At 69.4% G+C, this 24,917-nt stretch carries 24 protein-coding genes and 1 riboswitch; of the genes, 12 read left to right on the top strand and 12 right to left on the bottom strand.

All coding sequences use genetic code 11. The features are described from left to right. Positions 1 to 19: 19 nt before the first annotated feature. Both cdgB and ACIBEI_RS44805 read left to right on the top strand, forming a co-directional pair. The gene (gene cdgB / locus ACIBEI_RS44810; RefSeq protein ID WP_398896842.1) at positions 20 to 1,702 is read left to right on the top strand and encodes a diguanylate cyclase CdgB; all 1,683 of its coding nucleotides are present in this window, start codon (positions 20 to 22) and stop codon (positions 1,700 to 1,702) included. Positions 1,703 to 1,820: 118 nt separating this feature from the next. Next, positions 1,821 to 2,786 (top strand): carbohydrate-binding protein, encoded by a 966-nt coding sequence (locus ACIBEI_RS44805; RefSeq protein WP_398896841.1) that lies wholly within the window; start codon positions 1,821 to 1,823, stop codon positions 2,784 to 2,786. An 87-nt stretch (positions 2,787 to 2,873) separates the two neighbouring features. On the opposite strand, the gene ACIBEI_RS44800 is transcribed toward ACIBEI_RS44805, so the two are convergent. The 4 genes from ACIBEI_RS44800 to ACIBEI_RS44785 all read right to left on the bottom strand — a co-directional run bounded on the left by ACIBEI_RS44800 (position 2,874) and on the right by ACIBEI_RS44785 (position 6,652). Continuing rightward, positions 2,874 to 3,224 carry a peptidase inhibitor family I36 protein gene (locus ACIBEI_RS44800; RefSeq protein ID WP_398896840.1) on the bottom strand — a complete coding sequence of 117 codons (351 nt, stop codon included), beginning with the start codon at positions 3,222 to 3,224 and terminating at the stop codon, positions 2,874 to 2,876. 151 nt (positions 3,225 to 3,375) lie between these two features. After that, entirely contained in the window at positions 3,376 to 4,314 is a 939-nt protein-coding gene (locus ACIBEI_RS44795; RefSeq protein ID WP_398896839.1) for a 1-phosphofructokinase family hexose kinase, read from the bottom strand. Between the two features lie 143 nt (positions 4,315 to 4,457). Then, positions 4,458 to 5,672, bottom strand: coding sequence for an N-acetylglucosamine-6-phosphate deacetylase (nagA, locus tag ACIBEI_RS44790; RefSeq protein ID WP_398896838.1), 1,215 nt, complete (start codon positions 5,670 to 5,672; stop codon positions 4,458 to 4,460). Next, a complete protein-coding gene (locus tag ACIBEI_RS44785) occupies positions 5,669 to 6,652 on the bottom strand; it encodes an ROK family protein (RefSeq protein ID WP_398896837.1) in 984 nt (327 codons plus the stop codon). Before ACIBEI_RS44785 ends, nagA begins: the two co-directional genes overlap by 4 nt. Positions 6,653 to 6,840: 188 nt before the next feature. Between ACIBEI_RS44785 and ACIBEI_RS44780 the strand changes: the two genes are divergently transcribed. From ACIBEI_RS44780 to otsB, 3 genes are all read left to right on the top strand, one after another. Continuing rightward, positions 6,841 to 8,058 carry an extracellular solute-binding protein gene (locus ACIBEI_RS44780; protein ID WP_398896877.1) on the top strand — a complete coding sequence of 406 codons (1,218 nt, stop codon included), beginning with the start codon at positions 6,841 to 6,843 and terminating at the stop codon, positions 8,056 to 8,058. A 32-nt stretch (positions 8,059 to 8,090) separates the two neighbouring features. After that, a complete protein-coding gene (locus ACIBEI_RS44775) occupies positions 8,091 to 8,330 on the top strand; it encodes a DUF3263 domain-containing protein (protein ID WP_398896836.1) in 240 nt (79 codons plus the stop codon). Positions 8,331 to 8,586: 256 nt separating this feature from the next. After that, positions 8,587 to 9,441, top strand: a complete 855-nt coding sequence (gene otsB / locus ACIBEI_RS44770; protein WP_398896835.1) for a trehalose-phosphatase — start codon at positions 8,587 to 8,589, stop codon at positions 9,439 to 9,441. A 111-nt stretch (positions 9,442 to 9,552) separates the two neighbouring features. Here otsB and ACIBEI_RS44765 read toward each other — a convergent pair whose 3' ends face one another. Together ACIBEI_RS44765 and ACIBEI_RS44760 are read right to left on the bottom strand one after the other, a co-directional pair. Next, entirely contained in the window at positions 9,553 to 10,962 is a 1,410-nt protein-coding gene (locus ACIBEI_RS44765; RefSeq protein ID WP_398896834.1) for a trehalose-6-phosphate synthase, read from the bottom strand. A gap of 335 nt (positions 10,963 to 11,297) precedes the next feature. Beyond that, complete coding sequence (locus tag ACIBEI_RS44760; protein WP_398896833.1) at positions 11,298 to 12,245, bottom strand: glucosyl-3-phosphoglycerate synthase; 948 nt, start codon at positions 12,243 to 12,245, stop codon at positions 11,298 to 11,300. 219 nt (positions 12,246 to 12,464) lie between these two features. Beyond that, positions 12,465 to 12,622: riboswitch (SAM riboswitch) on the top strand. Between the two features lie 17 nt (positions 12,623 to 12,639). Here ACIBEI_RS44760 and thrC point away from each other — a divergent pair. From thrC to groL, 4 genes are all read left to right on the top strand, one after another. After that, the gene (gene thrC, locus ACIBEI_RS44755; protein WP_398896832.1) at positions 12,640 to 13,944 is read left to right on the top strand and encodes a threonine synthase; all 1,305 of its coding nucleotides are present in this window, start codon (positions 12,640 to 12,642) and stop codon (positions 13,942 to 13,944) included. 150 nt (positions 13,945 to 14,094) lie between these two features. After that, positions 14,095 to 14,370 (top strand): ubiquitin-like small modifier protein 1, encoded by a 276-nt coding sequence (locus ACIBEI_RS44750; protein ID WP_398896831.1) that lies wholly within the window; start codon positions 14,095 to 14,097, stop codon positions 14,368 to 14,370. Between the two features lie 455 nt (positions 14,371 to 14,825). Then, the gene (locus tag ACIBEI_RS44745) at positions 14,826 to 15,032 is read left to right on the top strand and encodes a cold-shock protein (RefSeq protein ID WP_007493268.1); all 207 of its coding nucleotides are present in this window, start codon (positions 14,826 to 14,828) and stop codon (positions 15,030 to 15,032) included. A 345-nt stretch (positions 15,033 to 15,377) separates the two neighbouring features. Further along, entirely contained in the window at positions 15,378 to 17,006 is a 1,629-nt protein-coding gene (groL, locus tag ACIBEI_RS44740; RefSeq protein ID WP_143639626.1) for a chaperonin GroEL, read from the top strand. A gap of 160 nt (positions 17,007 to 17,166) precedes the next feature. Here the strand turns inward: groL and ACIBEI_RS44735 are convergent, their stop codons facing one another. Continuing rightward, entirely contained in the window at positions 17,167 to 19,665 is a 2,499-nt protein-coding gene (locus ACIBEI_RS44735) for a phospholipase D-like domain-containing protein (protein WP_398896829.1), read from the bottom strand. A gap of 305 nt (positions 19,666 to 19,970) precedes the next feature. Between ACIBEI_RS44735 and ACIBEI_RS44730 the strand changes: the two genes are divergently transcribed. Beyond that, entirely contained in the window at positions 19,971 to 21,095 is a 1,125-nt protein-coding gene (locus ACIBEI_RS44730) for an NADH:flavin oxidoreductase (RefSeq protein WP_398896827.1), read from the top strand. A gap of 84 nt (positions 21,096 to 21,179) precedes the next feature. Here ACIBEI_RS44730 and ACIBEI_RS44725 read toward each other — a convergent pair whose 3' ends face one another. From ACIBEI_RS44725 to ACIBEI_RS44705, 5 genes are all read right to left on the bottom strand, one after another. Continuing rightward, positions 21,180 to 21,392: a hypothetical protein gene (locus ACIBEI_RS44725; RefSeq protein WP_398896825.1), complete on the bottom strand. Its 213-nt coding sequence runs from the start codon at positions 21,390 to 21,392 to the stop codon at positions 21,180 to 21,182. A 32-nt stretch (positions 21,393 to 21,424) separates the two neighbouring features. Continuing rightward, on the bottom strand, positions 21,425 to 22,096 hold the full coding sequence (locus tag ACIBEI_RS44720; RefSeq protein WP_388351917.1) for a Uma2 family endonuclease: 672 nt from the start codon (positions 22,094 to 22,096) through the stop codon (positions 21,425 to 21,427). A gap of 59 nt (positions 22,097 to 22,155) precedes the next feature. After that, on the bottom strand, positions 22,156 to 23,049 hold the full coding sequence (locus tag ACIBEI_RS44715) for a hypothetical protein (protein ID WP_398896824.1): 894 nt from the start codon (positions 23,047 to 23,049) through the stop codon (positions 22,156 to 22,158). Between the two features lie 224 nt (positions 23,050 to 23,273). Continuing rightward, complete coding sequence (locus tag ACIBEI_RS44710) at positions 23,274 to 23,540, bottom strand: DUF397 domain-containing protein (RefSeq protein WP_398896822.1); 267 nt, start codon at positions 23,538 to 23,540, stop codon at positions 23,274 to 23,276. After that, positions 23,521 to 24,363, bottom strand: coding sequence for a Scr1 family TA system antitoxin-like transcriptional regulator (locus ACIBEI_RS44705; RefSeq protein ID WP_398896821.1), 843 nt, complete (start codon positions 24,361 to 24,363; stop codon positions 23,521 to 23,523). Before ACIBEI_RS44705 ends, ACIBEI_RS44710 begins: the two co-directional genes overlap by 20 nt. A 121-nt stretch (positions 24,364 to 24,484) precedes the next feature. Here ACIBEI_RS44705 and ACIBEI_RS44700 point away from each other — a divergent pair, with 121 nt between their 5' ends. Together ACIBEI_RS44700 and ACIBEI_RS44695 are read left to right on the top strand one after the other, a co-directional pair. Beyond that, on the top strand, positions 24,485 to 24,706 hold the full coding sequence (locus tag ACIBEI_RS44700; protein ID WP_398896820.1) for a hypothetical protein: 222 nt from the start codon (positions 24,485 to 24,487) through the stop codon (positions 24,704 to 24,706). After that, complete coding sequence (locus tag ACIBEI_RS44695) at positions 24,703 to 24,903, top strand: hypothetical protein (protein WP_398896879.1); 201 nt, start codon at positions 24,703 to 24,705, stop codon at positions 24,901 to 24,903. Before ACIBEI_RS44700 ends, ACIBEI_RS44695 begins: the two co-directional genes overlap by 4 nt. Positions 24,904 to 24,917: the final 14 nt, after the last annotated feature.

The following is a 24,917-nucleotide window of genomic DNA, read 5'->3' as shown; positions in this document are numbered from 1 at the left end:
CGTCTCGGGGAGAGCGAGCATGGAGACCGAGTCGGAGCCGTACGTCCGTCTTGCGACCCTGCGGCAGCTGCATCAGGTCATGGCGGACATGAACACGGCCCGCAGCCTGGCCGACACCCTGCAGACCGTCGCCGACGGCGTCGTGACCGGCCTCGGCTACGAACTCGCCTGCGTCAACCTCGTACAGCCCGACGGTGATCTCGTGGTCGCCGCCCTCGCCGGGAACTCCGCCGCCGAGGCGCTCATCACCGGACGCGTCGGATCCCGCACCTCCTGGGAGCGCCGGCTGACCATGGGCGAGTCGTGGGGCGATCTGCGCTTCATACCGCACACGGAGGGCTGGGTCCTCGACGAGGACGACGTCCCGCAGTGGTACACCGACGGGCCCGCGCCGCGCTTCGAGGACGAGTGGCACCCCGCCGACCGTCTCTTCGCGCCCATGTACACCCCGGGAGTCCCCGGCGGCTCCCGCGGCGAGCTGATCGGCGTCCTGTCCGTGGACCGGCCGCGCAACGGCCGGCACCCCGGCGCGTGGGGCCGAGAGGCCCTGCAGATGTACGCGTTCCAGGCCGCCATCGCCATCAGCAACGCGCGTCTACGAGCCAATATGCAGCGCGCGCTCGTCCGCCTGGAGCGGGAGCAACAGGCCCTGCGCGCCAGTGAGGAGAGCTTCCGGCAGGCCTTCGAGTACGCCCCGTCCGGCATGGCGATCGCCGAGATGGGCGGCGACCAGCACGGCCGGATCCTGCGCACTAACGACGCCCTGTGTCGCCTCCTGGGCCGCCCGGCCTCGTCGATGCGCCGCTACTCCTTCTCCGACCTTGTCCACCCCGAGGACATCGGCACCCTGCTGCGGACCTCCGCCGAGGGCGGGCGGGCCGAACTGAGACTCTGCCGCCGCGACGGCACGTACCTCTGGGTGTCGCTGCGCAACAGCGTGGTCGCGGACGCCGCCGACGGGCCGCGGTTCCTGCTCACCCACGTCGAGGACATCGAGGACCGCAAGCGCCGCGAGCTGCAGCTCGCCCACCGGGCCTCGCACGACTCGCTCACCGGCCTGCCCAACTCCGCCGAGCTGCGCTCCCGGCTCGGCGCCCGGCTGTGCGCCCGGCCCGCGGCGATCGAGCCCGGCGTGGTCGACACCATCGACGCGGCGTATGGGCACGGGCCGGCCGAGCACACCGCGGTCGGCGTGTACGACGCGAACGGACACGGCTTCGACTACCGGCCGGGCTCCGAGGCGTTCGACGCCTACGACCACCATGTGCACACCGTCGCCCCGGAGGGCGAGCGGGACGACGGGACGAAGGGGCTCGCGGTCCTCTTCTGCGACCTGGACGGCTTCAAGTCGATCAACGACCGCTTCGGGCACAACGCCGGTGACGCGGTGCTCATCGAGGTGGCCCGGCGGCTCGGCGGCGCCGTGCGTGACGGGGACACGGTCGCGCGGCTCGGCGGTGACGAGTTCGTGGTGCTCGCCGACGGCCTCGGCCGCGCCGACGCCCAGGACCTGGCGGTACGCCTGCGGAACGAGATCATCCAGCCCATCAGGGTCGACGGCCGGGCCATGCGGGTCGGCGCCAGCTTCGGTATCGGGTGGGCGCACTGTGGCATGACGGCGGACGAGGTGTTGCAGTCCGCCGACGAGCGGATGTACATAGAGAAACGGTCTCGTCCCAAAGCGCACAGGCGTGCGGGCTGATCCCCAGGTCAGCGATGCGATGCGAGCTGAGTCACCCGTTTGGGGCAGCGGAAGCGGGTAGGCTCGCCTTTCGATCCCCCGTACCGCATCTGAACCGCACCCGCTAGGAGACCTAGGGATGACGCCCGGCAACAACGGCGCGAGCACGCCCGAGGACGACGACCCGTTCGGCTATCTGTACGCCGACGGTCAGGCCGCCGGAGCCCAGCCCCCGAGCGGCGGAGGTGGCTACGGCTACCCCGGCTCGGTCAACAGGGTGCGGCCGGTCGGCGAGCGCCAGTACGGCCAGTCCGCCGCGCCGACCGCCCCCACCGCGCAGTACGGGCAGGTGCCCCAGCAGCAGGGGACGTACGGCCAGCCGAACGCGAACTACGCGGCGCCCGAGGCCTTCACCGGCGGCGAGCCCACCACCTACCAGCCGATGCCCGACCAGGGCCAGGGTCACGGCGGTGGCGGTCGGGGCCGCGGTCCCAACACCAAGGGTCTGCTGATCGGTGCCGTCGCCGTCGTGGCGGCCGTCGTGATCGGCATCGGTATCGCGATGCTCGGCGGCGACTCGGACGACGACAAGGGCGGCGAGGCGGCGGGCTCGACCCCGTCGGCCGTCGACAGCGCCGAGCCGAGCAAGGAGGCGTCGAAGCCGGCCGCGGACCCGGCGGAGCTGCCGGAGATCGACGCGAAGGCCCTGAAGCTGGGCCCCGGCGTGACGACGGCGTCGGACATCAAGGGAGCCGAGGCCGCCGGCGGTATCTATGTGGCGGGCTTCAACCAGGTCGGCGCGTCGGTCACCTGGAACATGAACGACATCCCCAAGAGCGGCAAGTACACGCTGTTCGTCAACTACGGCGTGCCCGGCAAGGACGCCGACGCCACGCTCACGATCAACGGCGAGGCGCAGAACCGTCCGCTCAACCTGGCGAACTTCTCCAAGGCCGCCGAGGGCGACTACGAGAAGGGCTGGACGGAGACGTGGGCCAACATCCAGCTGAACAAGGGCACCAACGTCATCGGGCTTTCCTGTGAGACGGGAAACCAGTGCGATGTCAATCTTGATCAGCTGTGGCTCGAGAGCGGCTGGAAGTAGGGGCCGAAGCGCGGTGCTCCGCCCGGTCACGGGCGAAGCACCGTTGACGCACTCCAGGAGCGGCCCTCGATACGAGGGCTCGCGGCACTATCGCGCGTAGACCGCGATCGAGTTGACGGCACCGGGGTTGTCCGCGTAGGTGTGCGGCTTCAGAGTGGCCAGCTTGGTGCCCTGCTGGCAGCCGGTGGTGGCGTTCCAGAGTTCCACGCGGTAGTTCGTCTGGTTCGAGACGGACCGGTTGATCCGGTTGAGGGCGTAGCAGCCGGGTGTCAGAGAGTTGACCTTCCTCTCACCGGTCCTGTTCTTCCCCGACCATCCGCACGCATACCCTTGCGGGCAGGTGTTCGGATCGGCCGCCGCGGCCGGCGTGGCGAGCGAGCCGCCCAGCAGCAGTCCGGCCACAGCCGTCATCGTCAGACCAGCTCTGATCATGCCCATGACACATTTCCTTTTTTCTTGATCGACAGACCTTCGAATGCTAACTCAGGGCCTGTAGTTGCGCGCGCGAATAATGTGACGTGAGATCAGACACGCGGCATGGCCGAGCACTTGGCGGAAGAGACCTGAAGCGACGAAGTTTTCGAGCTGTTCACCGCGTCTCGACCTGACGCTGGAAAAGGTCCACGGTGACGAGATCCAGCAGTTCCTCGTACGCCGACCGGTCGAACTCCCCCGCCACCGGCGCCAGCACACTCGCCGCGGACAGGGCCACCGCACGGGCCAACCGCTCCGGCCACGGCAACCGCTCCACCAGCCCCGACAGCAGTCCCGCCACCACGGAGTCACCCGCACCCGTGGGATTGCCGCGCACGGCCCGCGGCGGAGCGGCACGCCAGTCCCCGTCCGGTGTACGGGCCAGCAGCCCCGCCGCCCCCAGCGACGCCACGACCGAGTGCGCCCCGCGTCGGCGAGCGTCCCGGGTGGCCTGCGAAGGGTCGTGCGAGCCGGTCAGCTCGGCCAGTTCGTCCGCGTTCGGCTTCACGATGTCGGGCCGTGCCGCGATTCCCCGTCGCAACGGCTCCCCGCTCGTGTCGAGCAGCACCGGAACCGCCAGCGCCCGAGCGGCGCGCACAAGTTGGGCGTACGCCCCGACCGGCACCCCGGGAGGCAGACTGCCGCACAGGGCCACCGCCGAAGCGGACCGCAGCAGTTCCTCGTACGCCTCCTGGAATGCGGACCATTCGGCCGGGGCGATCGAGGGGCCCGGCTCGTTGAGTTGAGTCGTGTCACCGGTCGCCGTGTCGGCCACCGCGATCGTGCGACGGGTGGCACCCGCCACCGGGACCAGCGCGTCCACGACACCCGGTGTGTGCGTGAGCTGGTCCTGGACGGCCCGCCCGGTCGCACCGCCCACGAAGCCCGTCACCGTCACCTCATGGCCGAGCGCGGCGAGCACCCGGGCCACGTTCAGGCCCTTTCCGCCCGGCCGCTCGATCACCTCGGTGACGCGGTGGGAGGTGTGCGGCCGCAGCCCACGTACGCGATAGGTGATGTCGAGAGCGGTGTTCAGCGTGACCGTGAGGATCACCTGGGCCGGCCTCCCTCGAAGAGATTCGTCAGGTAGACGCGTGGAACGCGCTTGCCGGTTGTTCCGGAGACCCGATCATGCCAAAGGGAACGGCGGTCGGCCCAGTCCCAGGGCCAACCGCCGTACGGCAACACGGGGGTGAATCACCCCAGTTGGGGATCCACCACCCATTCGCCCCGGCGCATCACGCCCTTGAGCCCGAAGTCGGCGTCCAGCACCACCAGGTCGGCGTCCTTGCCGGGCTCCAGCGAGCCCACCCGGTCGTACAGGCCCAGTGACCTGGCCGGATTGGCCGCGATGGCCGAGACGACGTCCTCGATCGGCAGCCGGTCCACGGTCACCGCCCGCTTGAAGGCCCGGTCCAGCGTGAGCGTCGAGCCCGCGATCGAACCGCCCTCCACGAGCCGCGCCACACCCTCACTGACCTCGACCTCCAGCGGGCCGAGCATGTACCGCCCGTCGCCGAAGCCCGCCGCGTCCATCGCGTCCGTGATGAACGCCACTCGGTCGCCGCCCGCGTGATGGAACGCCAGCTGGAGGGAGGCCGGGTGGAGATGGACACCGTCGTTGATCAGCTCGACCGTGATCCGCTCGTCCTCCAGGAGGGCGGCGATCGGACCGGGGGAGCGGTGCCCGAGCGTGGGCATCGCGTTGAAGAGGTGCGTCGCCACGGTCGCGCCCGCGTCGATGGCCTCCACCGTCTGCTCGTACGTGGCGTCCGTGTGGCCGATCGCCGCGATGACGCCGTGCTCGGCGAGGAGGCGTACGGAGTCGATGCCGCCCGGCAGTTCGGTGGCGAGCGTGACCATGCTGGCCCGGCCGCGGGCCGCGTCGATCAGCTTGCGGACCTCCGCCGGGTCCGGGTCGCGCAGCAGTTCCTCGGAGTGGGCGCCCTTGCGGCACGGGGAGATGAACGGGCCCTCGAAGTGGATGCCCGCGAGGTCGCCCTGCTCGGCCAACTCGGAGAGGAGTCCGGCGCGGTGCGCGAGGCCGTCCATGTCGCCGGTGACGGTGGAGGCGACGAGGGTCGTCGTGCCGTGCAGCCGGTGGGTGTGGATGCCCTTGAGGATCTCCTCGACCGTGCCCGAGGTGAAGGAGGCTCCGCCGCCGCCGTGGTTGTGCATGTCGACGAAACCGGGCACCAGCCAGTGGCCCGAGAGGTCTATGCGGGGGGTGTTGTCGGGAGCGCTCCCGGCGATGCGTGTGCCCTCGACGATCACGCGGCCGCCGGGCACCGCCCCGGTGGGGAGTACGACGTTGGCACCGGAGAGGACCACGACGTGCGGGTCGGCGGGGGCTGGTCGCGCAGTTCCCCGCGCCCCTTTCGGGGCGCTGTCGTGAACCCGGTTCATGGTCATCGGGTGGTTACCTCCGAAGCGGGGTTGGAAGGGGAAAGGGTGTCCAGCAGGTCCCAGGCCAGGAGGCCCGCGCCCAGGCAGCCGGCCGTGTCGCCCAGTGCCGCGGGGACGATGGACGGGAGTTTCTGGAAGGTGACGCGTCGCTCGACCGCGGCTCGCAGCGGTGTGAACAAGGTTTCCCCGGCCTCGGCGAGACCGCCACCGATGATCAGGGTGCGCGGGTCCAGCAGGGTGAGCGCGGTGACGAGCCCGTCGGCCAGCGCGTCCACGGCCTCCTGCCAGACCACCAGGGCCCGGGGGTCCCCGGACTCGACGGCCTTCGCGCAGTCCGCCGCGTCCGCCTCCGGGTCGCCGGACGCCTCGGCCCAGGCCTCGCTGACCGCCGCGGCGGACGCGAACCGCTCCAGACAGCCGTGCTGTCCGCATGGGCAGGGGGTGCCGCCGGGGCGTACGACGATGTGGCCGATCTCGCCCGCGAAGCCGTGCGCGCCCGACTCCACCCGGCCGTCGATGCCGATCGCGCCCGCGATGCCGGTGCCGAGCGGCACGAACAGGAACCGGTCGGCCCCCTGGCCCGCGCCGATCCGGCCCTCCGCGAGCCCGCCGGTGCGCACGTCGTGGCCGAGGGCGACCGGGATTCCGTCCAGCCGCGCGCTGAGCAGGTCCCGCAGGGGTACGTCGCGCCAGCCGAGGTTGGCCGAGTACGCGGCGATGCCGCGGTCGGAGTCCACGATGCCGGGCACGGCGACGCCGACGGCCGCCGCGGGCTCGCCGAAGTGGCGCTCGCCGTGCGCGCGCAGATCGGCGGCGAAGTCGAGGATCGACTCGACGACGGAGTCCGGACCGTGCTCCCGGCCCGTGGCGCGACGGGCCCGGTGCAGCACGGGGGGTGTCCCCCCGGAGGGCGCGGCGTCGACCGCCCCCACGAGGGCGGCCTTCATCCCGGTGCCGCCCACGTCGAGGGCGATGACATGTCTCACGCGTACAGTGTCGCCCCTTACCCCGTGAGAGGTCTAGTCCACTCACGTGGTGTAGACCTTAGAGCGAAAATTGCGAATCGAAAGCATGGGATCGCACGTGTGAACCAGCCGTGCGGGACGACAAGGGTGGGGCGACAGCGGTGCAGCGGCGAGTGACAGGTCCGATCGCGGTGGTGTCCGCGCTGGGCATGACGGCGGCCCTCGGCGGCTGTGGCGGTTCCTCCGGGTCCGAGGACGTCACGCTGAGGCTTGTCGCGGCCGACTACGGCGACTCCAGGGCGAACAGCTCCCAGAAGTACTGGGACGAGCTGACCAAGGCGTACGAGGCGAAGAACCCCGGGGTCAGGGTCGAGGTGAGCGTCTACTCCTGGAACGAGGTGGACGCCAAGGTCAAGAAGATGGTCGCCGACGGTGACGCACCCGACATGGCGCAGATCGGCGCGTACGCCGACTACGCCGCCAAGGGGCAGCTCTACAAGGCCGATGACCTGCTCTCCATCAACACCCAGGCCGACTTCGTGACCCGGTTCACCGAGGCGGGAGAGATCGACCGGACGCAGTACGGCATGCCGTTCGCCTCCTCGACCCGCCTGCTCTTCTACAACAAGAAGCTCTTCAGTGACGCGGGCCTCACCCCGCCGCAGAGCTGGAGCCAGCTCGCGTCCGACGCCGAGGTCCTCAAGTCGCGTGGCGTGAAGTATCCGTACGCGCTGCCGCTGGGCCCCGAGGAGGCGCAGGCCGAGACGATGATGTGGCTGCTGAGCGGCGGCGACGGCTACACCGACACGGTCGGGTCGTACGGCATCGACTCCAAGCAGAACGTCGAGACCTTCACCTGGCTCAAGGAGAAACTGGTCGAGAAGGGGCTCACCGGACCCGTCGCGCCCGCGAATCTCAACCGTGCGGAGGCCTTTGCTGCGTTCACTCGCGGCGAGGTCGGAATGCTGAACGGCCATCCCACACTGATGAAGGCCGCCGCGGCGAAGGGCGTGAAGTTCGGCATGGTGCCGATGCCCGGGATCAACGGGCGGTCCAAGGCGACGATGGGTGTCGCCGACTGGATGATGGCGTTCAGGAAGCCCGGGCATGCGGAGCAGGTCGGGCACTTCCTCGACTACGTCTACAGCGAGAAGAACGTGCTCGAGTTCTCGCACGAGTACGACCTGCTGCCGGTGACCACGTCGGCGTCCGAGGCGATGTCCGCGGACAGGTCCGACGCGGACCTTGTCGGTTTCCTCGACGAGTTGCCCAATGCCGAGTTGTATCCCGTGGCCAAGACGTCGTGGGCGTCCGTGAGCGCGGACATCAAGCAGCAGATAGGCAAGGCGGTGGGGCCGAAGGGTAATCCTTCGGCGATTCTGGGGCAGCTGCAGAGGGCTGCTGCGGCGTCGGAGAACGCGTCCTGACTCTGTCGGTGGTAGCGGCTACCGTGCCTGGCATGGATGACCAGGAGCTGACCTCCGAGGAGGTTGCCGTTCTTGCGCTGGAGCGGCGGGGGTGGGCGTCTCCGGGGGCCAAGGAGCGGGCGATACGCGAAGAACTTGGGCTGGCGCCCGTCCGCTACTACCAGCTCCTGAACGCCCTCCTGGACGCGCCGCGGGCCCTTGCCCATGACCCCGTTACGGTCAATCGGCTGCGACGGGTGCGGGATGTGCGGCGGGCCGAGAGGGAGGGCTGAGGGCTTTTTCTCGCCCCCGCCGCCCCTACCCGTCCCATCCTTCTGGGGCTCCGCCCCAGACCCCGTGGGGGGTGCGTTTTCGGGTGCGGGCCGGTGGGGGCTGGTCGCGCAGTTCCCCGCGCCCCTAAAGACCTCTAGGGGCGCGGGGAACTGCGCAATCTTTTGGGGGTTCGGGGGCGTAGCCCCTGAGTTAGTGACGGGAATGGGTAGGGGCGGCGGGGGCGAAAGACTTCTCGGCCGCGGATAGGGTCGGAGCATGGCCAGTCACCCCGAGTCATCGTCGATGCCGACCCCCGTGACCCCGGCGGGCCGAGACGGCCTCGAAGCCATCATCGCGCGGCCCACCAGGGCAGTCCTCGCCTTCGACTTCGACGGCACCCTCGCCCCGATCGTCCCGGACCCAGAACAGGCCCGCGCCCACCCGGACGCCGTACCCGCCCTGGCGGCACTCGCCCCGAAGGTCGCCTCCGTCGCCGTCGTCACCGGACGCCCGGCCGGCGTGGCCGTACGCCACGGCGGCTTCGCCGGAGTCCCGGGCCTGGAGCACCTCGTCGTGCTCGGCCACTACGGGGCGGAACGCTGGGACGCCGTCACCGGCACGGTCCAGGCCCCCGCCCCCCACCCCGGCGTCGCCGAGGCCCGCGCCGAACTCCCCGGGTTCCTGGACGCCATCGGCGCCTGGCAGGGCACGTGGATCGAGGAGAAGGGCAGGGCGGTCGCGGTCCACACCCGCCGCGCCCAGGACCCCCAGGCCGCCTTCGAGGCCCTCCGCGAACCCCTCGCCGAGCTGGCCGCCCGCCACGGCCTGATCGTCGAACCGGGAAGAATGGTCCTGGAACTGCGCCCGCCCGGCATGGACAAGGGCGTCGCCCTCGGCGAGTACGTACGCGACGTCGGAGCCGAGTCGGTCATGTACTGCGGCGACGACCTCGGCGACCTCCCCGCCTTCGCCGCCGTGGAGAAACTCCGCTCCGACGGCGTCCACGGCCTCCTCGTCTGCAGCGGCAGCAACGAGGTGACAGAACTGTCGGACCGGGCAGACCTGGTGGTGGACGGCCCGGAGGGAGTGGTCCGCCTACTGGCAGCTCTGGCAACCGAGCTGGCCCCCTAGGCTTTTAGGGGCGCGGGGAACTGCGCAGTCTTTTGGCTTTTAGGGGCGCGGGGAACTGCGCGACCAGCGGCAGCGGACCCGCACGGTCCAAACAACCCGCGGCAGCCAGCCCTACGAGTCCAGCGCGTGAAGCTGATCCAGAAACCACTGCGCCGGAGGCAGAGCGGTCGCAGCCACAGCCAACCGCTTCGTCCGCTCGGCCCGCTCACCCACCGGCATCGTCAACGCCTCGTGCAACGCCCGGGCCGTGCCCGAAACGTCATACGGGTTCACCACGACCGCGTCCTCGCCCAACTCCTCGTACGCCCCCGCCTCCCGCGAGAGCACCAGCACGCAACCGTCGTCCGACACGACCGGCATCTCCTTGGCGACGAGGTTCATGCCGTCCCGGATGGGGTTGACGAGGGCCACGTCCGCCAGTCGGTAGGAGGCGAGGGAACGCGCGAAGTCGTCCTTGAGGTTGAGCAGGACCGGGGTCCAACCGGGCGTCCCGTACCGGGAGTTGATCTCGTCCGCGACCCTCTGCACCTCGGCCGTGTAGTCGCGGTAGACCGCGAGATCCTGCCGCGACGGGTACGCGAACGCCACGTGCACCACCCGCTCGCGCCACTCCGGCCGCTCCTCCAGCAGCTCCCGGAACGCCAGCAGCCCGCGCACGATGTTCTTGGACAGCTCGGTCCGGTCGACCCGCACGACCGCCTTACGGGCGCTGCCGTCCGGAGCCGTACCGATCTGCTCGCGCAGGACCGCCAGCCGCTCGTCCACGTCCGGCCGGTGCGAGCGCTCGCGCAGGAAGTCCGCGTCCGCCCCGAGACCGTGCACCCCGATCCGTGTACCGGAGGGGATCCCGGGGCCCAGGACGGCGTGACAGCAGTCCGTGAACGCGTCCGCCCACCGCTGGGTGAGGAACGCGGCCCGGTCCGCGCCGAGGATTCCGCCGAGCACCTTCGCCGCGATGTCGTCCGGCAGCAGCCGGAAGTAGTCCGGCGGAGCCCACGGCGTGTGCGAGAAGTGCCCGATCCGCAGGTCGGGGCGGAGTTCGCGGAGCATCCGCGGGACGAGGACCAGGTGGTAGTCCTGTACGAGGACGGCCGCGCCCTCCGCCGCCTCCTCGGCCAGCGCCTCGGCGAAGGCGTGGTTGTACGTCTCGTACGCCGCCCACTGGCGCCGGAACTCCTTGTCGAAGACCGGCTCGAGCGGTGTCTGGTAGAGCAGGTGGTTCACGAACCACAGCACGGAGTTGGCGATGTCGTTGTACGCGGCGGCGTGGGTGTCGGCGTCGATGTCCAGCATCCGTACGCCGTCCTCGCCCACCCCGCGTCGTACGGCCTCGCGGTCGCCGTCGCCGAGGGCCGAGCACACCCACAGGGCGCCCGCGTCCGGGCCGATCGCGGAGAGGCCGGAGACCAGGCCGCCTCCGCCGCGCTTGGCCGTGAGCGTGCCTGTCTCGTCCTGGGTGTACGAGATCGGGCCGCGGTTGGAGGCGACCAGGATGTTGTGGGTGCCGCGGGTGGAGACCATGACACGAAATCTAGCCCCCGCTGTAAACGCTCAAACGTTCCCACTCGCCGTGGTGCGTGAGGTGTGCCTCGCCTGGCCGCCGGTGGGGGGGGGGGGGGGGGGGGGGGCGGGGCGCGGGGGGGGGGGGGGGGGGGGGGGGGGGGCGGGGGCCGCGGCGCGGGCGGGGGGGGGGGGGGCCCCCCCCCGCCCCCGGGGCGCGCGCGCGTCGGCCCGGGCGGGGCCCCCCCCCCCCGGGGCGCGGGGAACTGCGCAGTCTTTTGCCTTTAGGGGCGCGGGGAACTGCGCGCCCAGCCCCCACCGGCGCCGCAGACAACAACGGCGCACCCCGCGGAGCGCTACGCCGCTTTCCTTTCCACGTACTCCTCGATCTCCGCCATCGGCGGCCTCTCCTCCATGTCCACCGAGTACGTGCGCGGCTCGAAGCCGTTCTCGCCGCGTTCGAACTGGGTGAGGGAGGGGCGGATCATGTGGCCGCGGGCCAGGCGGAGCTGGGCCGTGCGGTAGATCGCGGCGGACATGCGGCCCAGGGCCTGGCCGTCCTGGTGGCGGTGCTTGCGGACGCCGACGTCGACCTGGGCCAGGGCGTCCAGGCCCACCAGGTGGAGCGCGTCGACCAGCATGCCCAGCTCGACGCCGTATCCGACGGGGAACGGGAGCTGTTCGAGGAGGGAGCGGCGGGCCGCGTACTCCCCGCCCAGCGGCTGGACGAAGCCGGCAAGCTGCGGCCAGTGCATGTTCAGGATCGGACGGGCCATGAGTTCCGTGACCCGGCCCCCCTGACCTGCGGCGGAGCCCAGCGGGCGGTCGTACATCGCCTTGACGAGGTCCACGCCCGGGTCGGTGAGCAGCGGGCCGACTATCCCGGAGACGAAGTCCGCCGAGAACTCCTTGAGGTCCGCGTCGACGAAGGCGACGATGTCCCCGCTGGTGACGAGGAGCGAGCGCCACAGCACCTCGCCCTTGCCGGGGACGGCCGGCAGCCGGGGCAGGATCTCGTCCCGGTGCACGACACGGGCCCCCGCGTCGGCGGCGACCTCGGAGGTGCGGTCCGTCGAACCCGAGTCGATCACCACGATCTCGTCGACGAGCGGCACCTTCCTGGTCATCAGCTCACGGCGGATGATCGCGACGATCTCGCCGACGGTCTCCTCCTCGTTGAGCGCGGGCAGTACGACACTCACCGTGGAGCCGGTGGCACGCTTCGCGGCGATGAGTTGCTTGAGCGGGCGGTCCTCGACGGACCAGGAGCGCGTGCTCAGCCAGCGCTCGACGTCTTCCAGCACGTGCGGCTCTCCCTTGCGTTCATTGGGATGCGTGTGCCCGGCGCGGCGCGAGGCACTGTCGGGTGCGTCACTGTCATCTCGCGGTTCGGACGGCTCTCTCCACCATCCAGGCCTTCGGTTACAGTCTTGAACAACGCTGATGACCATCGCATGTCGGGGGTCGTTGCGTGTACAACCAAAACCGGAAGCAGATCCGGAACCAGAACCACAACTGAATACCGCTCATCCAGAGGGGCAGAGGGATACGGCCCGTTGAAGCCCCGGCAACCCTCCAGCCGGTCTCGTCCTGATCATCGTCGATCAGCGCAGCGAGGCTCCCGGCTAGGGAAGGTGCCAAATCCGTCTCACGGCGAAGTGCGTCGTGAGGAAGATGAGGAGAAAGGGCCTCGCCTCCATGGCTGCGCAGACAGTTGCAAGCACCACGAACTCCACCCCCGCCGCGAACTCCGTCGACCTCGGACCGGCCGCCGCGCTTTCCTGCCGTGAATGCGGCCACCGCGTCCCGCTCGGTCCGGTCTTCGCCTGCGAGGAGTGTTTCGGCCCGCTGGAGATCGCGTACGACTTCTCGGCCTACGACACCGAGGAACTCCGCAAGCGGATCGAGGCGGGCCCCGCGAACATCTGGCGGTACGCGCCGCTGCTGCCCGTCCCCGCGGACGTGGCCGACAAGCCGAACATCAACCCCGGCTGGACCAAGCTCGTCCAGGCCGACAACCTCGCGCGCGAGCTGGGTGTCGACGCCGGCAAGCTCTTCGTGAAGGACGACTCCGGCAATCCGACGCACTCCTTCAAGGACCGGGTCGTCGCCCAGGCGCTGGAGGCCGCGCGTGCCTTCGGCTTCACCACGCTCTCCTGCTCCTCCACCGGCAACCTCGCCGGCGCGGTGGGCGCCGCCGCCGCGCGCGCCGGCTTCCGGTCCTGTGTGTTCATCCCGCACGACCTGGAGCAGGGCAAGGTCGTCATGGCCGCGGTCTACGGCGGCGAGCTCGTCGGCATCGAGGGCAACTACGACGACGTGAACCGTTTCTGCTCCGAGCTGATCGGCGACCCGGCCGGCGAGGGCTGGGGCTTCGTCAACGTCAACCTGCGGCCGTACTACGCGGAGGGTTCCAAGACCCTGGCGTACGAGATCTGTGAGCAGCTCGGCTGGCAGCTGCCCGACCAGCTCGTCGTGCCCATCGCCTCGGGCTCGCAGCTCACGAAGATCGACAAGGGTCTGCAGGAGCTGATCAAGCTCGGGCTGGTCGAGGACAAGCCGTACAAGATCTTCGGTGCGCAGGCCGAGGGCTGTTCGCCGGTGTCCGTGGCGTACAAGGCCGGGCACGACGTCGTACGGCCGCAGAAGCCGAACACGATCGCGAAGTCGCTGGCGATCGGTAACCCGGCGGATGGTCCTTACGTTCTCGATATCGCCCGGCGTACGGGTGGGGCTGTCGAGGACGTGAATGACGAGCAGGTGGTCGACGCGATCAAGTTGCTGGCGCGGACCGAGGGGATCTTCGCGGAGACCGCCGGTGGTGTGACGGTGGGGGTGGCGAAGAAGCTGATCGAGAACGGTCTGCTGGATCCGAGTCTGACCACTGTTGTGCTCAACACGGGTGATGGTCTGAAGACGCTGGATGCGGTTGCTTCCGACACGGGGCTGACCGCGACGATCCGGCCGAACCTGGATTCTTTCCGTGAGGCTGGGCTCGGCTAGTCGTTTCATCCTGCGGGCGCGTGGGGGCTGGTCGCGCAGTTCCCCGCGCCCCTAAAAGCCAAAAGACTGCCCCGCGCCCCCAAGAGCCAAAGACTGCGCCGTTCCCCGCGCCCCTGAAGGGGCCACCCACTCCGACGGAGGTCCAACCCCATGAGCGTCAACGTTCGTATCCCCACCATCCTGCGTACCTACACGGGCGGCCAGGCCGAGGTTGTCGCTGAGGGGGCGACTCTTGGTGAGGTCATCGCCGATCTGGAGAAGAACCACACCGGGATCGCCGCCCGGGTCCTGGACGACCAGGGGCAGTTGCGCCGGTTCGTCAACGTGTACGTGAACGACGACGACGTCCGCTTCGAGCAGGGGCTGGAGACGGCGACGCCGGACGGGGCCGGGGTGTCGATCATTCCCGCCGTCGCCGGCGGCTGACCGTCGGGAGCCGTGCCGAGGGCTGATAATTACCTTCGGTAACTGCCGTCACCGAGAGTTCATCGAATTGCCCCCTCCGTGAGAGAAGCGGAGGGGGCAATTCTGTATGGTTGAGCGCGGTACAGTTGGGGAACCTGCTTCGATCCGCACGCCGGGCGCATTGAGATCCCGCCCGAAGCCCGACAAGAAGTAGCCAAAGTGCCCCACCTTTTTGAGCCTTTTATGGCATTCATGGGGCCCGACTTGCCCTGAATCTTCGTGAATTCTTCACATATTCCCGATCGGTCGTGCCCGGAATTCTCGTCGGATTGACCTGTTGCAGACGGCAGTTGGACGGATACATTCAGCCGCGGTCGACGCGTTCCGGCGCACACCCCCAACCGTTGGGGGGTGAGGTCTGACCCGGATCCGCGAAGTGCGGGTCTGTGCAAGGGCCAGTAATAGGGGAGTTAGGCATGGCTCAGGGCACCGTCAAATGGTTCAACGCGGAGAAGGGGTACGGCTTCATCGCGGTCGACGGTGGTGCGGATGTTTTCGTCCACTACAGCGCGATTCAGATGGACGGCTACCGCACCCTGGAAGAGGGTCAGCGGGTCGATTTTGAGATCTCGCAAGGCCAGAAGGGGCCGCAGGCGGACATGGTCCGACTGGCGACCGGCTGAAGCACGCGCCGACTTACTGCAGCGACGTTCTTCTTCCGAAGGGCTCGTACCCCACCGGGTGCGGGCCCTTCGGCATGCCCGCACCCCGTCCGCGCCGTCCGTGCGCTCTCTTCCCGCCTGCTCCCACCAGCTCCCACCTGCGGATCATCCGGAGCCGCTTGCACTCGCATGGGTCGAGTGCTAATCATTGGCGTTAGCACTCTGAAGGTGAGAGTGATAACGAGGACCGGGTCGGTGAGGCCCGCAGGCCGGGTGGGGCAAGGAACCACGAGGTCGGCAGGCCGTCCGTCGCGGGCGCGGGCGCGGTCCTGGAGATTCCACCCCAGTCCGGGAGGACCACTTCACATGGCCAAGATCATCGCGTTCGACGAGGAGGCACGGCGCGGTCTCGAGCGCGGGATGAACCAGCTCGCCGACGCCGTCAAGGTCACCCTTGGTCCCAAGGGTCGCAACGTCGTCCTCGAGAAGAAGTGGGGCGCCCCCACGATCACCAACGATGGTGTTTCCATCGCCAAGGAGATCGAGCTCGAGGACCCGTACGAGAAGATCGGCGCTGAGCTGGTCAAGGAAGTCGCCAAGAAGACGGACGACGTCGCCGGTGACGGTACGACCACCGCGACCGTTCTGGCGCAGGCGCTGGTCCGCGAGGGCCTTCGCAACGTCGCCGCCGGCGCCAACCCGATGGCTCTCAAGCGCGGTATCGAGAAGGCCGTCGAGGCCGTCTCCGGTGCCCTCCTTGAGCAGGCCAAGGATGTCGAGACCAAGGAGCAGATCGCTTCGACGGCCTCCATCTCCGCCGCCGACACCCAGATCGGCGAGCTCATCGCCGAGGCGATGGACAAGGTCGGCAAGGAAGGCGTCATCACGGTCGAGGAGTCCCAGACCTTCGGTCTGGAGCTCGAGCTCACCGAGGGTATGCGCTTCGACAAGGGCTACATCTCGGCGTACTTCGCCACGGACATGGAGCGTATGGAGGCCGTCCTCGACGACCCCTACATCCTGATCGCCAACTCGAAGATCGCCAACGTCAAGGACCTGCTCCCGCTCCTGGAGAAGGTCATGCAGTCGGGCAAGCCGCTGCTGATCATCGCCGAGGACGTCGAGGGCGAGGCCCTGTCGACCCTGGTCGTCAACAAGATCCGTGGCACCTTCAAGTCCGTCGCCGTCAAGGCTCCGGGCTTCGGTGACCGCCGCAAGGCGATGCTGAACGACATCGCCATCCTCACGGGCGGCGAGGTCATCTCCGAGGAGGTCGGCCTCAAGCTCGAGAACACGGGCCTTGAGCTGCTCGGCCGCGCTCGCAAGATCGTCATCACCAAGGACGAGACGACGATCGTGGACGGCTCGGGTTCGGCGGACCAGGTTGCCGGTCGCGTCAACCAGATCCGTGCCGAGATCGAGAACTCCGACTCGGACTACGACCGCGAGAAGCTCCAGGAGCGCCTGGCGAAGCTGGCCGGCGGCGTGGCCGTCATCAAGGCCGGTGCCGCCACCGAGGTCGAGCTCAAGGAGCGCAAGCACCGCATCGAGGACGCCGTTCGCAACGCGAAGGCGGCCGTCGAGGAGGGCATCGTCGCCGGTGGTGGCGTGGCCCTGCTCCAGGCCTCCTCGGTCTTCGAGAAGCTGGACCTGGAGGGTGACGAGGCGACCGGCGCCAACGCCGTGAAGCTCGCCCTGGAGGCCCCGCTCAAGCAGATCGCCGTCAACGGTGGCCTCGAGGGTGGCGTCATCGTCGAGAAGGTGCGCAACCTTCCCGTCGGCCACGGCCTCAACGCCGCCACCGGTGAGTACGTCGACATGATCGCCGAAGGCATCATCGACCCGGCGAAGGTCACGCGCTCTGCCCTGCAGAACGCCGCGTCCATCGCCGCGCTGTTCCTCACCACCGAGGCCGTCATCGCCGACAAGCCGGAGAAGGCCAGTGCCGGCGCCGGCGCCGGTGGCGGCATGCCGGGCGGTGACATGGACTTCTGAGCCCCTGCGCAAGCAGCCAAGGCTCGGTAGTTCGCAGTACGTCGCAGTTCGCAGTACTTCGCATCACGCAGTACTTCGCATCACGCGAACGAGGGCGGCACCCCATTCCAGGGGTGCCGCCCTCGGGCGTTTCCGCCGGCGTTCCGCCGACGGGGCGTGATCAGGCGTTCTTGAACGCGTCCCGCAGGCGCATCTCGTTGTGACCGTTGCCGTCGTAGTCGTCCGAGTACGTCAGCGCCAGACGGCCGTTCGCGGCCAGGGCCACGGCCGGGCCGCCCTGGCCCCCGCCGGTCACCACGTTCATCCGGGTGGGAACGAGCCGGTCGGTCGCGGTCCCGTCCGCGTTGAAGCCGCGGGCCCAGACGTCGTCCTGGCCGGCATACAGGGTCGCGGGGTTGCCGAGGAGCACGTCGAAGGCCTCCTTCCACGCCACGACGAAGCTGCCGTCGTCGGCGACCGCCACATCGGCGTCGGCCTGATCGGAGATCGGCCGCTTGCCGTCGACGAAGGGGCCGCTTTCGGCGGCGTCCTCGGTGGTCCGCCGGTCGGCAGCCGCGGCGGTGCCGGCCGCCGAGAAGACGCGGTGCTGGATCCGCTGGTCCCGGACCAGAGTGCCGGTGCCGGTGGTGTACTCGTCCGTCCACGCCACGACGAACCGGCCGTCACCGGCCGAGGCCACCGCGGGCCTGATCTGCTGCCCGTCCGTGAGCGAGTTGGCCGACTTGCGCGCCACAGCGAAGCCGCCCGAGGTGTTCAGCTTCGCCACCCCGACGTTGAGGCCGCCGTTGCCGTCCGCGTCCTCCTCCCAGGCGACCACCATGTTCCCGGCGTCGTCGATCGCCGCGTCGGGCCGGCGGTTGGACCCGGCCGCACCGGAGTTGATCGTGCTGACCTGGACGTCCTGGTAGCGCGCGGCACCGGTCGGCGACCAGCTGCTCGCGTACACCTGGTTGAGCGTCGAGCCGTCGGCCGTGGACTCCCAGGCGACGCCGTAGGAACCGTCACCGGCCACGGCGACCGTCGGCCGCAGCTGATCCCCGTCACCGGAGGCGTGGGGGCGCGGCAGGGTCGTGACCGTCCCGTCCGGGGTGATCCGGCGCACGGCGATGTCGGCGTACTTGTTGCCGTCGTCGTCCTTGGCCCAGACGACGGTCGCGTTGCCCTGGTCGTCCACGCCGACGTCGGGCTTCTGGTGCGACCAGGTGGTACCGGTCCCGCTATTGCTCAACAGCTTCTCGTCCCAGAGGGGTACGCCGTCCTTGTACATGCGGATGTACACGTCGGTGCCCAGCTCGGTGTCCGAGGCGTCGTGCCGGTCGCCCTGCTCGTACACGACCGCCGTGTAGACGGCGGAGGTGCCACCGGAGGCGACGGCGCTGTAGTGCTGGTCGCCGTTGGCGTTCACGTTGACGCGGGAGTAGTGCTGGGACGTCGAGCCGTACTTCGTGGAGTCGATGTCGACCACGAGGGCGCGGGCCTTGTTGAAGTTGGCGACGAACGCCTGGTAGGTGCCCGCGTCGTCGATGCGCAGGATCGTCTCGTCGTTGGTCTTCAGCGAGCCGGCGGTCCAGTTGTGGGAGCCCGTGTACACGTGCTGCACCTGGGTGCCGTCGGCCTTCTTCCACTCCGTCAGCAGGTACTTGGAGTGCACGGTGCCGCGGTTGCAGGACGACGTGGCCGTGGCCTTGTAGCGGCAGCCGCCGGGGCGGTTGCCGTAGGCCGGGATGTCGAGACCGGCCAGCTCGTTGATGCCGTTGTTGCCGCCGCCGTCACTGAGGTCGCGGGCGTTCGCGTCGATGGCACAGCCCTCGGTCTTCTTGGCCTCCAGGGCCTCGTAGACGGCGGGGCGGGTGGTGCGCTGGTCGAGCTCGGCCGCCGAGATCCTGATCTTGCCGTCTCTCTCGCAGTCGACCTGGTCGATGAACGAGGCGAGGATGTCGGCGTTGCCGTAGTGCGTGGCGTCCGAGGCCGTGTCGCGCGGGGAGAAGTACGCCTCGACCGGGGAGCTCGGGTCGCCGGTGGTGTGGTCGTACGTCGTGTGCAGGCTGTCGCCGGAGTGCGCGACCTGGGCGTTGAAGTGGTTGCGGTACCGGGTGGCGAGGGTCGCGTTGTTCGCCACGACGACCGCGTTGTTGATCTCGCCGTCCTGGCCGCCCGCGAGGTTCTGCGAGCTCTGCCAGACGACGTTCTTGCGGCCGTCGGTGAGCGCGTCGAGCACCATGTACTTGTCGTGGTTGATCGCCCGTGTGTCGCCCGAGCCGTTGCCCAGGCAGCTGCGGCTGCACCACGTGAGGGTCGAGTTGCCCGTCAGCGCCAGCTGGTCCAGGTCGCTGGAGGGCCGGTTCGCCTCCTCGGAGACGATGCGCAGCGTCACTCCGCGCTCCTGGGCGGCGGTGAGCTTCGTCCGCAGGCCCGAGCTGTTGAACCAGTACATCCCCATGTACAGGGTCGAACCGGGCGCCGCGAGATCGATCAGCTCGCCGGCTCCGGTGCTGATCGAGTAGTCGTAGGCGCTCGTGGGCCTCGGGTAGTTGAAGACCGAGGTGTAGTTCCCGGAAACGACCGTCTCCGCCTGGGCGGTGGTCGTAGGAGCGAGCAGAGTCGCCCCGAGAGCGAGGGGGACGGCGAGAGCGGCCGTCCACCGTATCTGTCTACCCATCTGTTCCCTTGCGTTCGAATGGTGTTGATGGCCACCACACCTTATCGATCACAAGCGCGAACAGGTCGGCCTTGATCGGGTGCGGAGGTGTGGCCGGGATCACGGAGGGCCGGGGGTGGGGAAGCGGAATGTCCTGGTCATCGGGGTGGTTCACTCCAGGAGTGATCCATGCGTATGCACATACCAATGGGGATGCGCATACGTACACATGGATCCGCAGATCGACCGACCGACCGACCGGCTGACCGCTCGACTGACTGCTCGACTGACTGCTCGACCACTCCATCCCCCCGAGGAGCCCCCAGGTGACTGTCGCCCCCTCCGCCTCCCGCGCGGCCGAGGTCCTTTCCCGGCCCGTCGCCCTCAACGGCCTGACCGTTCCGAACCGGATCGCGATGGCGCCGATGACCCGGTATTTCTCGCCGGGCGGTGTTCCGGGGGCGGACGTGGCGTCGTACTACGCGCGCCGTGCCGCCGCCGGGGTCGGCCTGATCGTCACCGAGGGCACGTACGTGGGCCATGAGTCGGCCGGGCAGAGCGACGACGTCCCCCGCTTCCACGGGGCGGAGCAGCTGGCCGGGTGGGCGAAGGTCGCCGAGGCCGTGCACGCGGCGGGCGGGAAGATCGTGCCCCAGCTCTGGCACATCGGGAGCGTGCGCCGGGCCGGCCAGCCGCCGTTCGCGGACGCCCCGTCCGTCAGCCCGTCCGGTATCCACACGGAGGGCGCCAAGGTCACCGGCAGGGCCATGACCCGGCAGGACCTGGACGACGTCATCCAGGCCTTCTCCGAGGCCGCTGCCGCCGCCGAGCGCATCGGCTTCGACGGGGTCGAACTGCACGGCGCGCACGGTTACCTGATCGACCAGTTCCTCTGGGCCGGTACGAACCGTCGCACCGACGCGTACGGCGGCGACCTGGTCGCGCGGACGCGGTTCGCCGCGGAGATCGTGGCCGCGGTGCGTGCCGCCGTCTCGCCGTCCTTCCCGGTCGTCTTCCGCTTCTCGCAGTGGAAGCAGCAGGCGTACGAGGCACGTCTCGCCGAGACGCCGGAGGAGCTGGCGGCGCTGCTGGCCCCGCTCGTCGCGGCCGGTGTGGACGCCTTTCACGCCTCCACCCGCCGCTACTGGCGCCCGGAGTTCGACGGCTCGGACCTGAACCTGGCCGGCTGGACGAAGAAGCTGACGGGCAAGCCGGTCATCACCGTCGGCTCGGTCGGCCTCGACGGCGACTTCCTCAATGGACTCCAGAGCGAGGGCGCCCCGGCCAGAGGCATCGACGACCTGCTGGACCGTCTGGAGAGCGACGAGTTCGACATGGTGGCCGTGGGCCGCGCCCTCCTTCAGGACCCCCAGTGGGCGGCGAAGGTCCTCGACGGCCGGTTCGAGGAGCTGGGAGCGTACGACGCGGCGGCGCTCCGCTCACTCAGCTGAGCCGACCAACACGGATGGCTGTTGTACGCCGAGGGCGGCACCCCTTCTTGCAGGGGTGCCGCCCTCGGGCGTCCCGTTGGTGGGTCAGGAAGCGGTCTTCTGGCGGTCCTCATCCTCCAGCTGGGCCATGAACTCGTCGTGGGACATGGCCGCCCCGGCCGGAGCCGCCTCGCGGGCTTGAGCTTCAGCGATGTCCGCCTTGTCCCGCAGGCGCTGCAGCTCATCCGGTCCGCTTGCTGGGATGGGCGCGGCGGCGGACTTGCCAACTTCACCGGCGGGTGCGTGCGCTTGGTTCACTTGGCTCTTCTTTCGTCGGTGCGCGCAGGCCGTCAGTCCGCGTAGTCCTTGAGTTTCTCGGTTTTCAGCGTGATGCCGACGGGCTCCGGGATCTCCACGGTGGCTCCCCACGGGTAGGACGGGGCCTGCTGGTAGCGGCCGTCCTTCGGCTCGCTGAACACCGTGACGGTGTTGTTGTCGCGGTCGATGAGGAGGTAGACGGGGATGTCGGCCTCCGCGTAGCCGACGGGCTTGTCGATACGGTCGCGCTGGTCGGTGTCGCGGTCGTGGGAGGTGATTTCGACGGCCATGAGAGCGCCGTCGGTCTCGGACCACTCGCCGTCGTCCCTGAAGTGGTCCACCGGCGCCAGGAAGCCGTCCGTACGTGCACGGCCCTTGCGGTAGGCCTCCGCCTTGACGCCCCGCTCGGGCGCGAGGTCCAGGTCAGGGCGCTGCTGCATGCACTGGCGGAGCAGCCACATGAAGATCGACGTGTGCTTGCCGTCCGGCATTGCCTTGACCCTTAGTTTTCCGTTGATGTACTCAAGCCGCACGGTCTCGGGCGCCCGGCTTTCCAGTTCCTCGAAGTCCTCGACGTCGAGGGGGTACTTGCTGGACAGCCGCCCTTCGAGGAATTCGAGCTTCACGCGCTTCGGCGCCTTGCGGGCAAGCTCTTCGAAGTCCTCGACGGACATCTGCGGGTGTTCGGTGGTGCCAGGGGTCATGGTTTTGCCTCCTCCCTTCCATCGTGCCCCCGCTGTGTGCCTTCGGACTGTTGGAGCGGTCATAGGCGTGGCCTTTCTCGTCGGTCGACCATCGCCGCGCGGGCTGCGGCGGCGTGGGCGTGTACTGCGGTGGCTGTCAGGGGGACTGATGGCCCAGGTGGCACCGCCTCGCCCCGGCACGGGCCGCAGATGCCACCTGGCAGGGCCTCGGGGCGGCCCGGTGTGCCGCACTTGGCGCACTCCAGTACGCGGAGGGGCGGGCGTGGCGGCGGAGTCGGTTCCGGTTCCGGTGGGAGCTTCGTCGTCAGGCGGTTGTGGACGATGGCCGCCGGGCTGTGGACCGGTACCGGTAGGCCCGCCGTCAGGGACTGGAGTACGTGTTCGTCGCTCGCGCCCCTCGCGAACCACTCCGTGACCAGCGGGGCGAGGTCCTCGCACGCCCTGGCGGACAGGGACAGCGACGGGGTCGTACGGCCGAGCGCCGCGAGCAGGATGTACGCGCGGGAGCGGGTGGGGCCGCCCTGCCCGGCAGGGGGTTCCTGCGGTTCCTGCGGTACGTCGCCCCGCGTGAACGCCGCCCACCAGTCGTCGTCCCGTGCCGTTCGCGAGAACCACGTTCGGGTGATCCAGCGCGGGCTGCCCGAGTCGGCCAGGTGTTCGCGGCCCCGGCGCAAGTGGCCTGCCCGTTGGAGGTTGTTCAGGGCCGTGCGGAGTGCGCACTGGCCGTACGGGAGCGTCTTGGCCAGCGTCTTTACGGAGATGTCGGCGCCGCCGGGGAGTCGGTCGATGTACGCGGCGACGGCCGCTTCGCGGGGTGGGAGGTGTGCGAAGTGGTGCGCCGTACGGGGGAGTTGGTCCGGGGCGTTGCGTTTCCCGTAACCCGGATTGGCCATCGGGTGGGGCGGGGTCGCGTGCGCGGGCAGGAAGGCAGGACTAGGCTTGGCGTCAGCCATGGGATCGACTCGCATTCGATCTTGCTGGTCAAGCCCCCGCGGGTGCCTGCAAGCACCGAGCGGGGGCTGTTTGTTATCGGGGCACGCTAGACCCTTGTGACTGTCCGTGGCAAACCGGTTGCGTCGAGTCAACTCGCAGGGAGGGTGGGTGGGTTGAGACCCACCACCCAATCCTCAGAAACAGGGCTCGGGGCTCGGCGCTTGAGCTTCGGGGCGGCGGCTGCCTAGTCCTGCTTGAGGTTCGCGACGAACGCCGACCATGCCTCGGCCCGGAACTTGAGCTTCGGGCCGAGGGGGTTCTTGGAGTCGCGCACGGGGACGTGGGTGGGGTGGCCGGGGGCCACTTCCAGGCAGTCGGCACCGCTCCCGCCGCTGTACGTCGACTTGCGCCAGCGGGCGACTTCCAGGCAGTTGCCGCCCTCGCCGCCGCTGTAGCTGGACTTGTGCCAGGTGGCGGTGCTCAGGTCGTACTCACGGGTGCTGTGCTCCATGTTCGTAATCCTGAGCCACTGACTCCAGCAGGGCCAGCGAATCTTGAGGCGAATGCGCTGCTGCCTGAAGGAGGTCGAAGGTCAGGGTGTGGCGGGCGACCGTGGCTGGGTCATCCAGTAGCTTCCCCATGTCCGGACCCTCGACGAAGGAGAGCGAGGGGGCGTCCTCGAACTCCATGAGCTTCAGGGCACCGGTCATTGACGCGTGGGCTCCGGCGTCGAACGGCAGCACCTGCACGATGATCCGGTGCTCTCTCGCGAGCTTCGCGACATGTTGCAGGGCCTCGCCCATCACCGCGCCGCTGCCGACCTTTCGTCGGATGGCGGCCTCGTCGAGAATCGCCCACAACAACGGCGTTGTTGGATCGTCGAGGAGATGAGCGCGTTCGAGGCGTGCCGCCACCAGGGGGTCGATCTCGGCCTTCGGCGCCGTCGGTTTGTAGGCGCGGAATACGGCCTCCGCGTAGGCCCTGGTCTGCAACAACCCGGGGATCAGCAGCGTCGCGTACTCCCTGATCGCCGTAGCGACCGCCTCCGCCTCCGCCGCCTCCGCGAAGTGATCCGGATACTTGGACTTCGCGAGAGCCTTGCAATTCCGCTCGAAGAAGCCGTTCGTGTCGAGGATCTCGTCTATCTGGGCGGCGTATTCGAGGTGGAGGCGTCGCGTCCCGGCCTCCAACTGGCCGATGAACGAGCCGCTGACGAACAAGGGCTCGCCCAACTCGCTCTGGCTGAGGCCCTTCCTCTCGCGGGCGTGGCGCAACTCGGCGCCGATCAGGGCGCGAGGTGATGAGGACGGGTCAAGGTCCTTCGATCCAGGCATGTGCAACTCCCTGTCCGACAGGAGGCGTTGTTGGGGCGCCGTCTATGGCCAGGTTAGAGCCGGGATGGCCACGCTGTGTGGTGAACGTGAACACTCAGAGTGGAGGCAGGGTGCGATGGAGATGACGTCGAGTGAGCGGGTGCTGTCGACGGAGGACGCCGTGGCGTGCCTTCGGGCGGCCCTGGAGGGGGCGGGCGTCGCGCTGCCGTCGCTGGGCGTCGACCCGGTGACGGCGGCCACCGGCGAACCGTACGCCCTGGTGGAGCTGGGGCGGTGCAACGTACGGACGGCGGTTCGGCTGGCCGACGCGCTGCGCGGGGCGGCGGCGGGTGGGGACGCGTGAGCCGGGAGTACGCGGTCGACCTGCGCGACGGGCGGGTCGGACAGGTCATGGGGCGCGAGGGCGGATACGTACAGCTGCGGCCCGTGGGTGGTGGGCGGGAGTGGGACTGTCCGCCGGAGTCGGTGGGCGAGGCTCCGGTGGGGGAGGTGCTGCGGGCGCGGGTGCGGCGGCTCAACTGGGAGGGGCGGCTGCCGTGACCGGCCTGCTGGTG

This window comes from Streptomyces sp. NPDC050988 (genome assembly GCF_044456225.1).
Classification (GTDB): Bacteria; Actinomycetota; Actinomycetes; order Streptomycetales; family Streptomycetaceae; genus Streptomyces.
The sequence above is the reverse complement of the archived record's forward strand: the minus strand, read 5'-3'. Positions and strand labels throughout refer to the sequence as shown.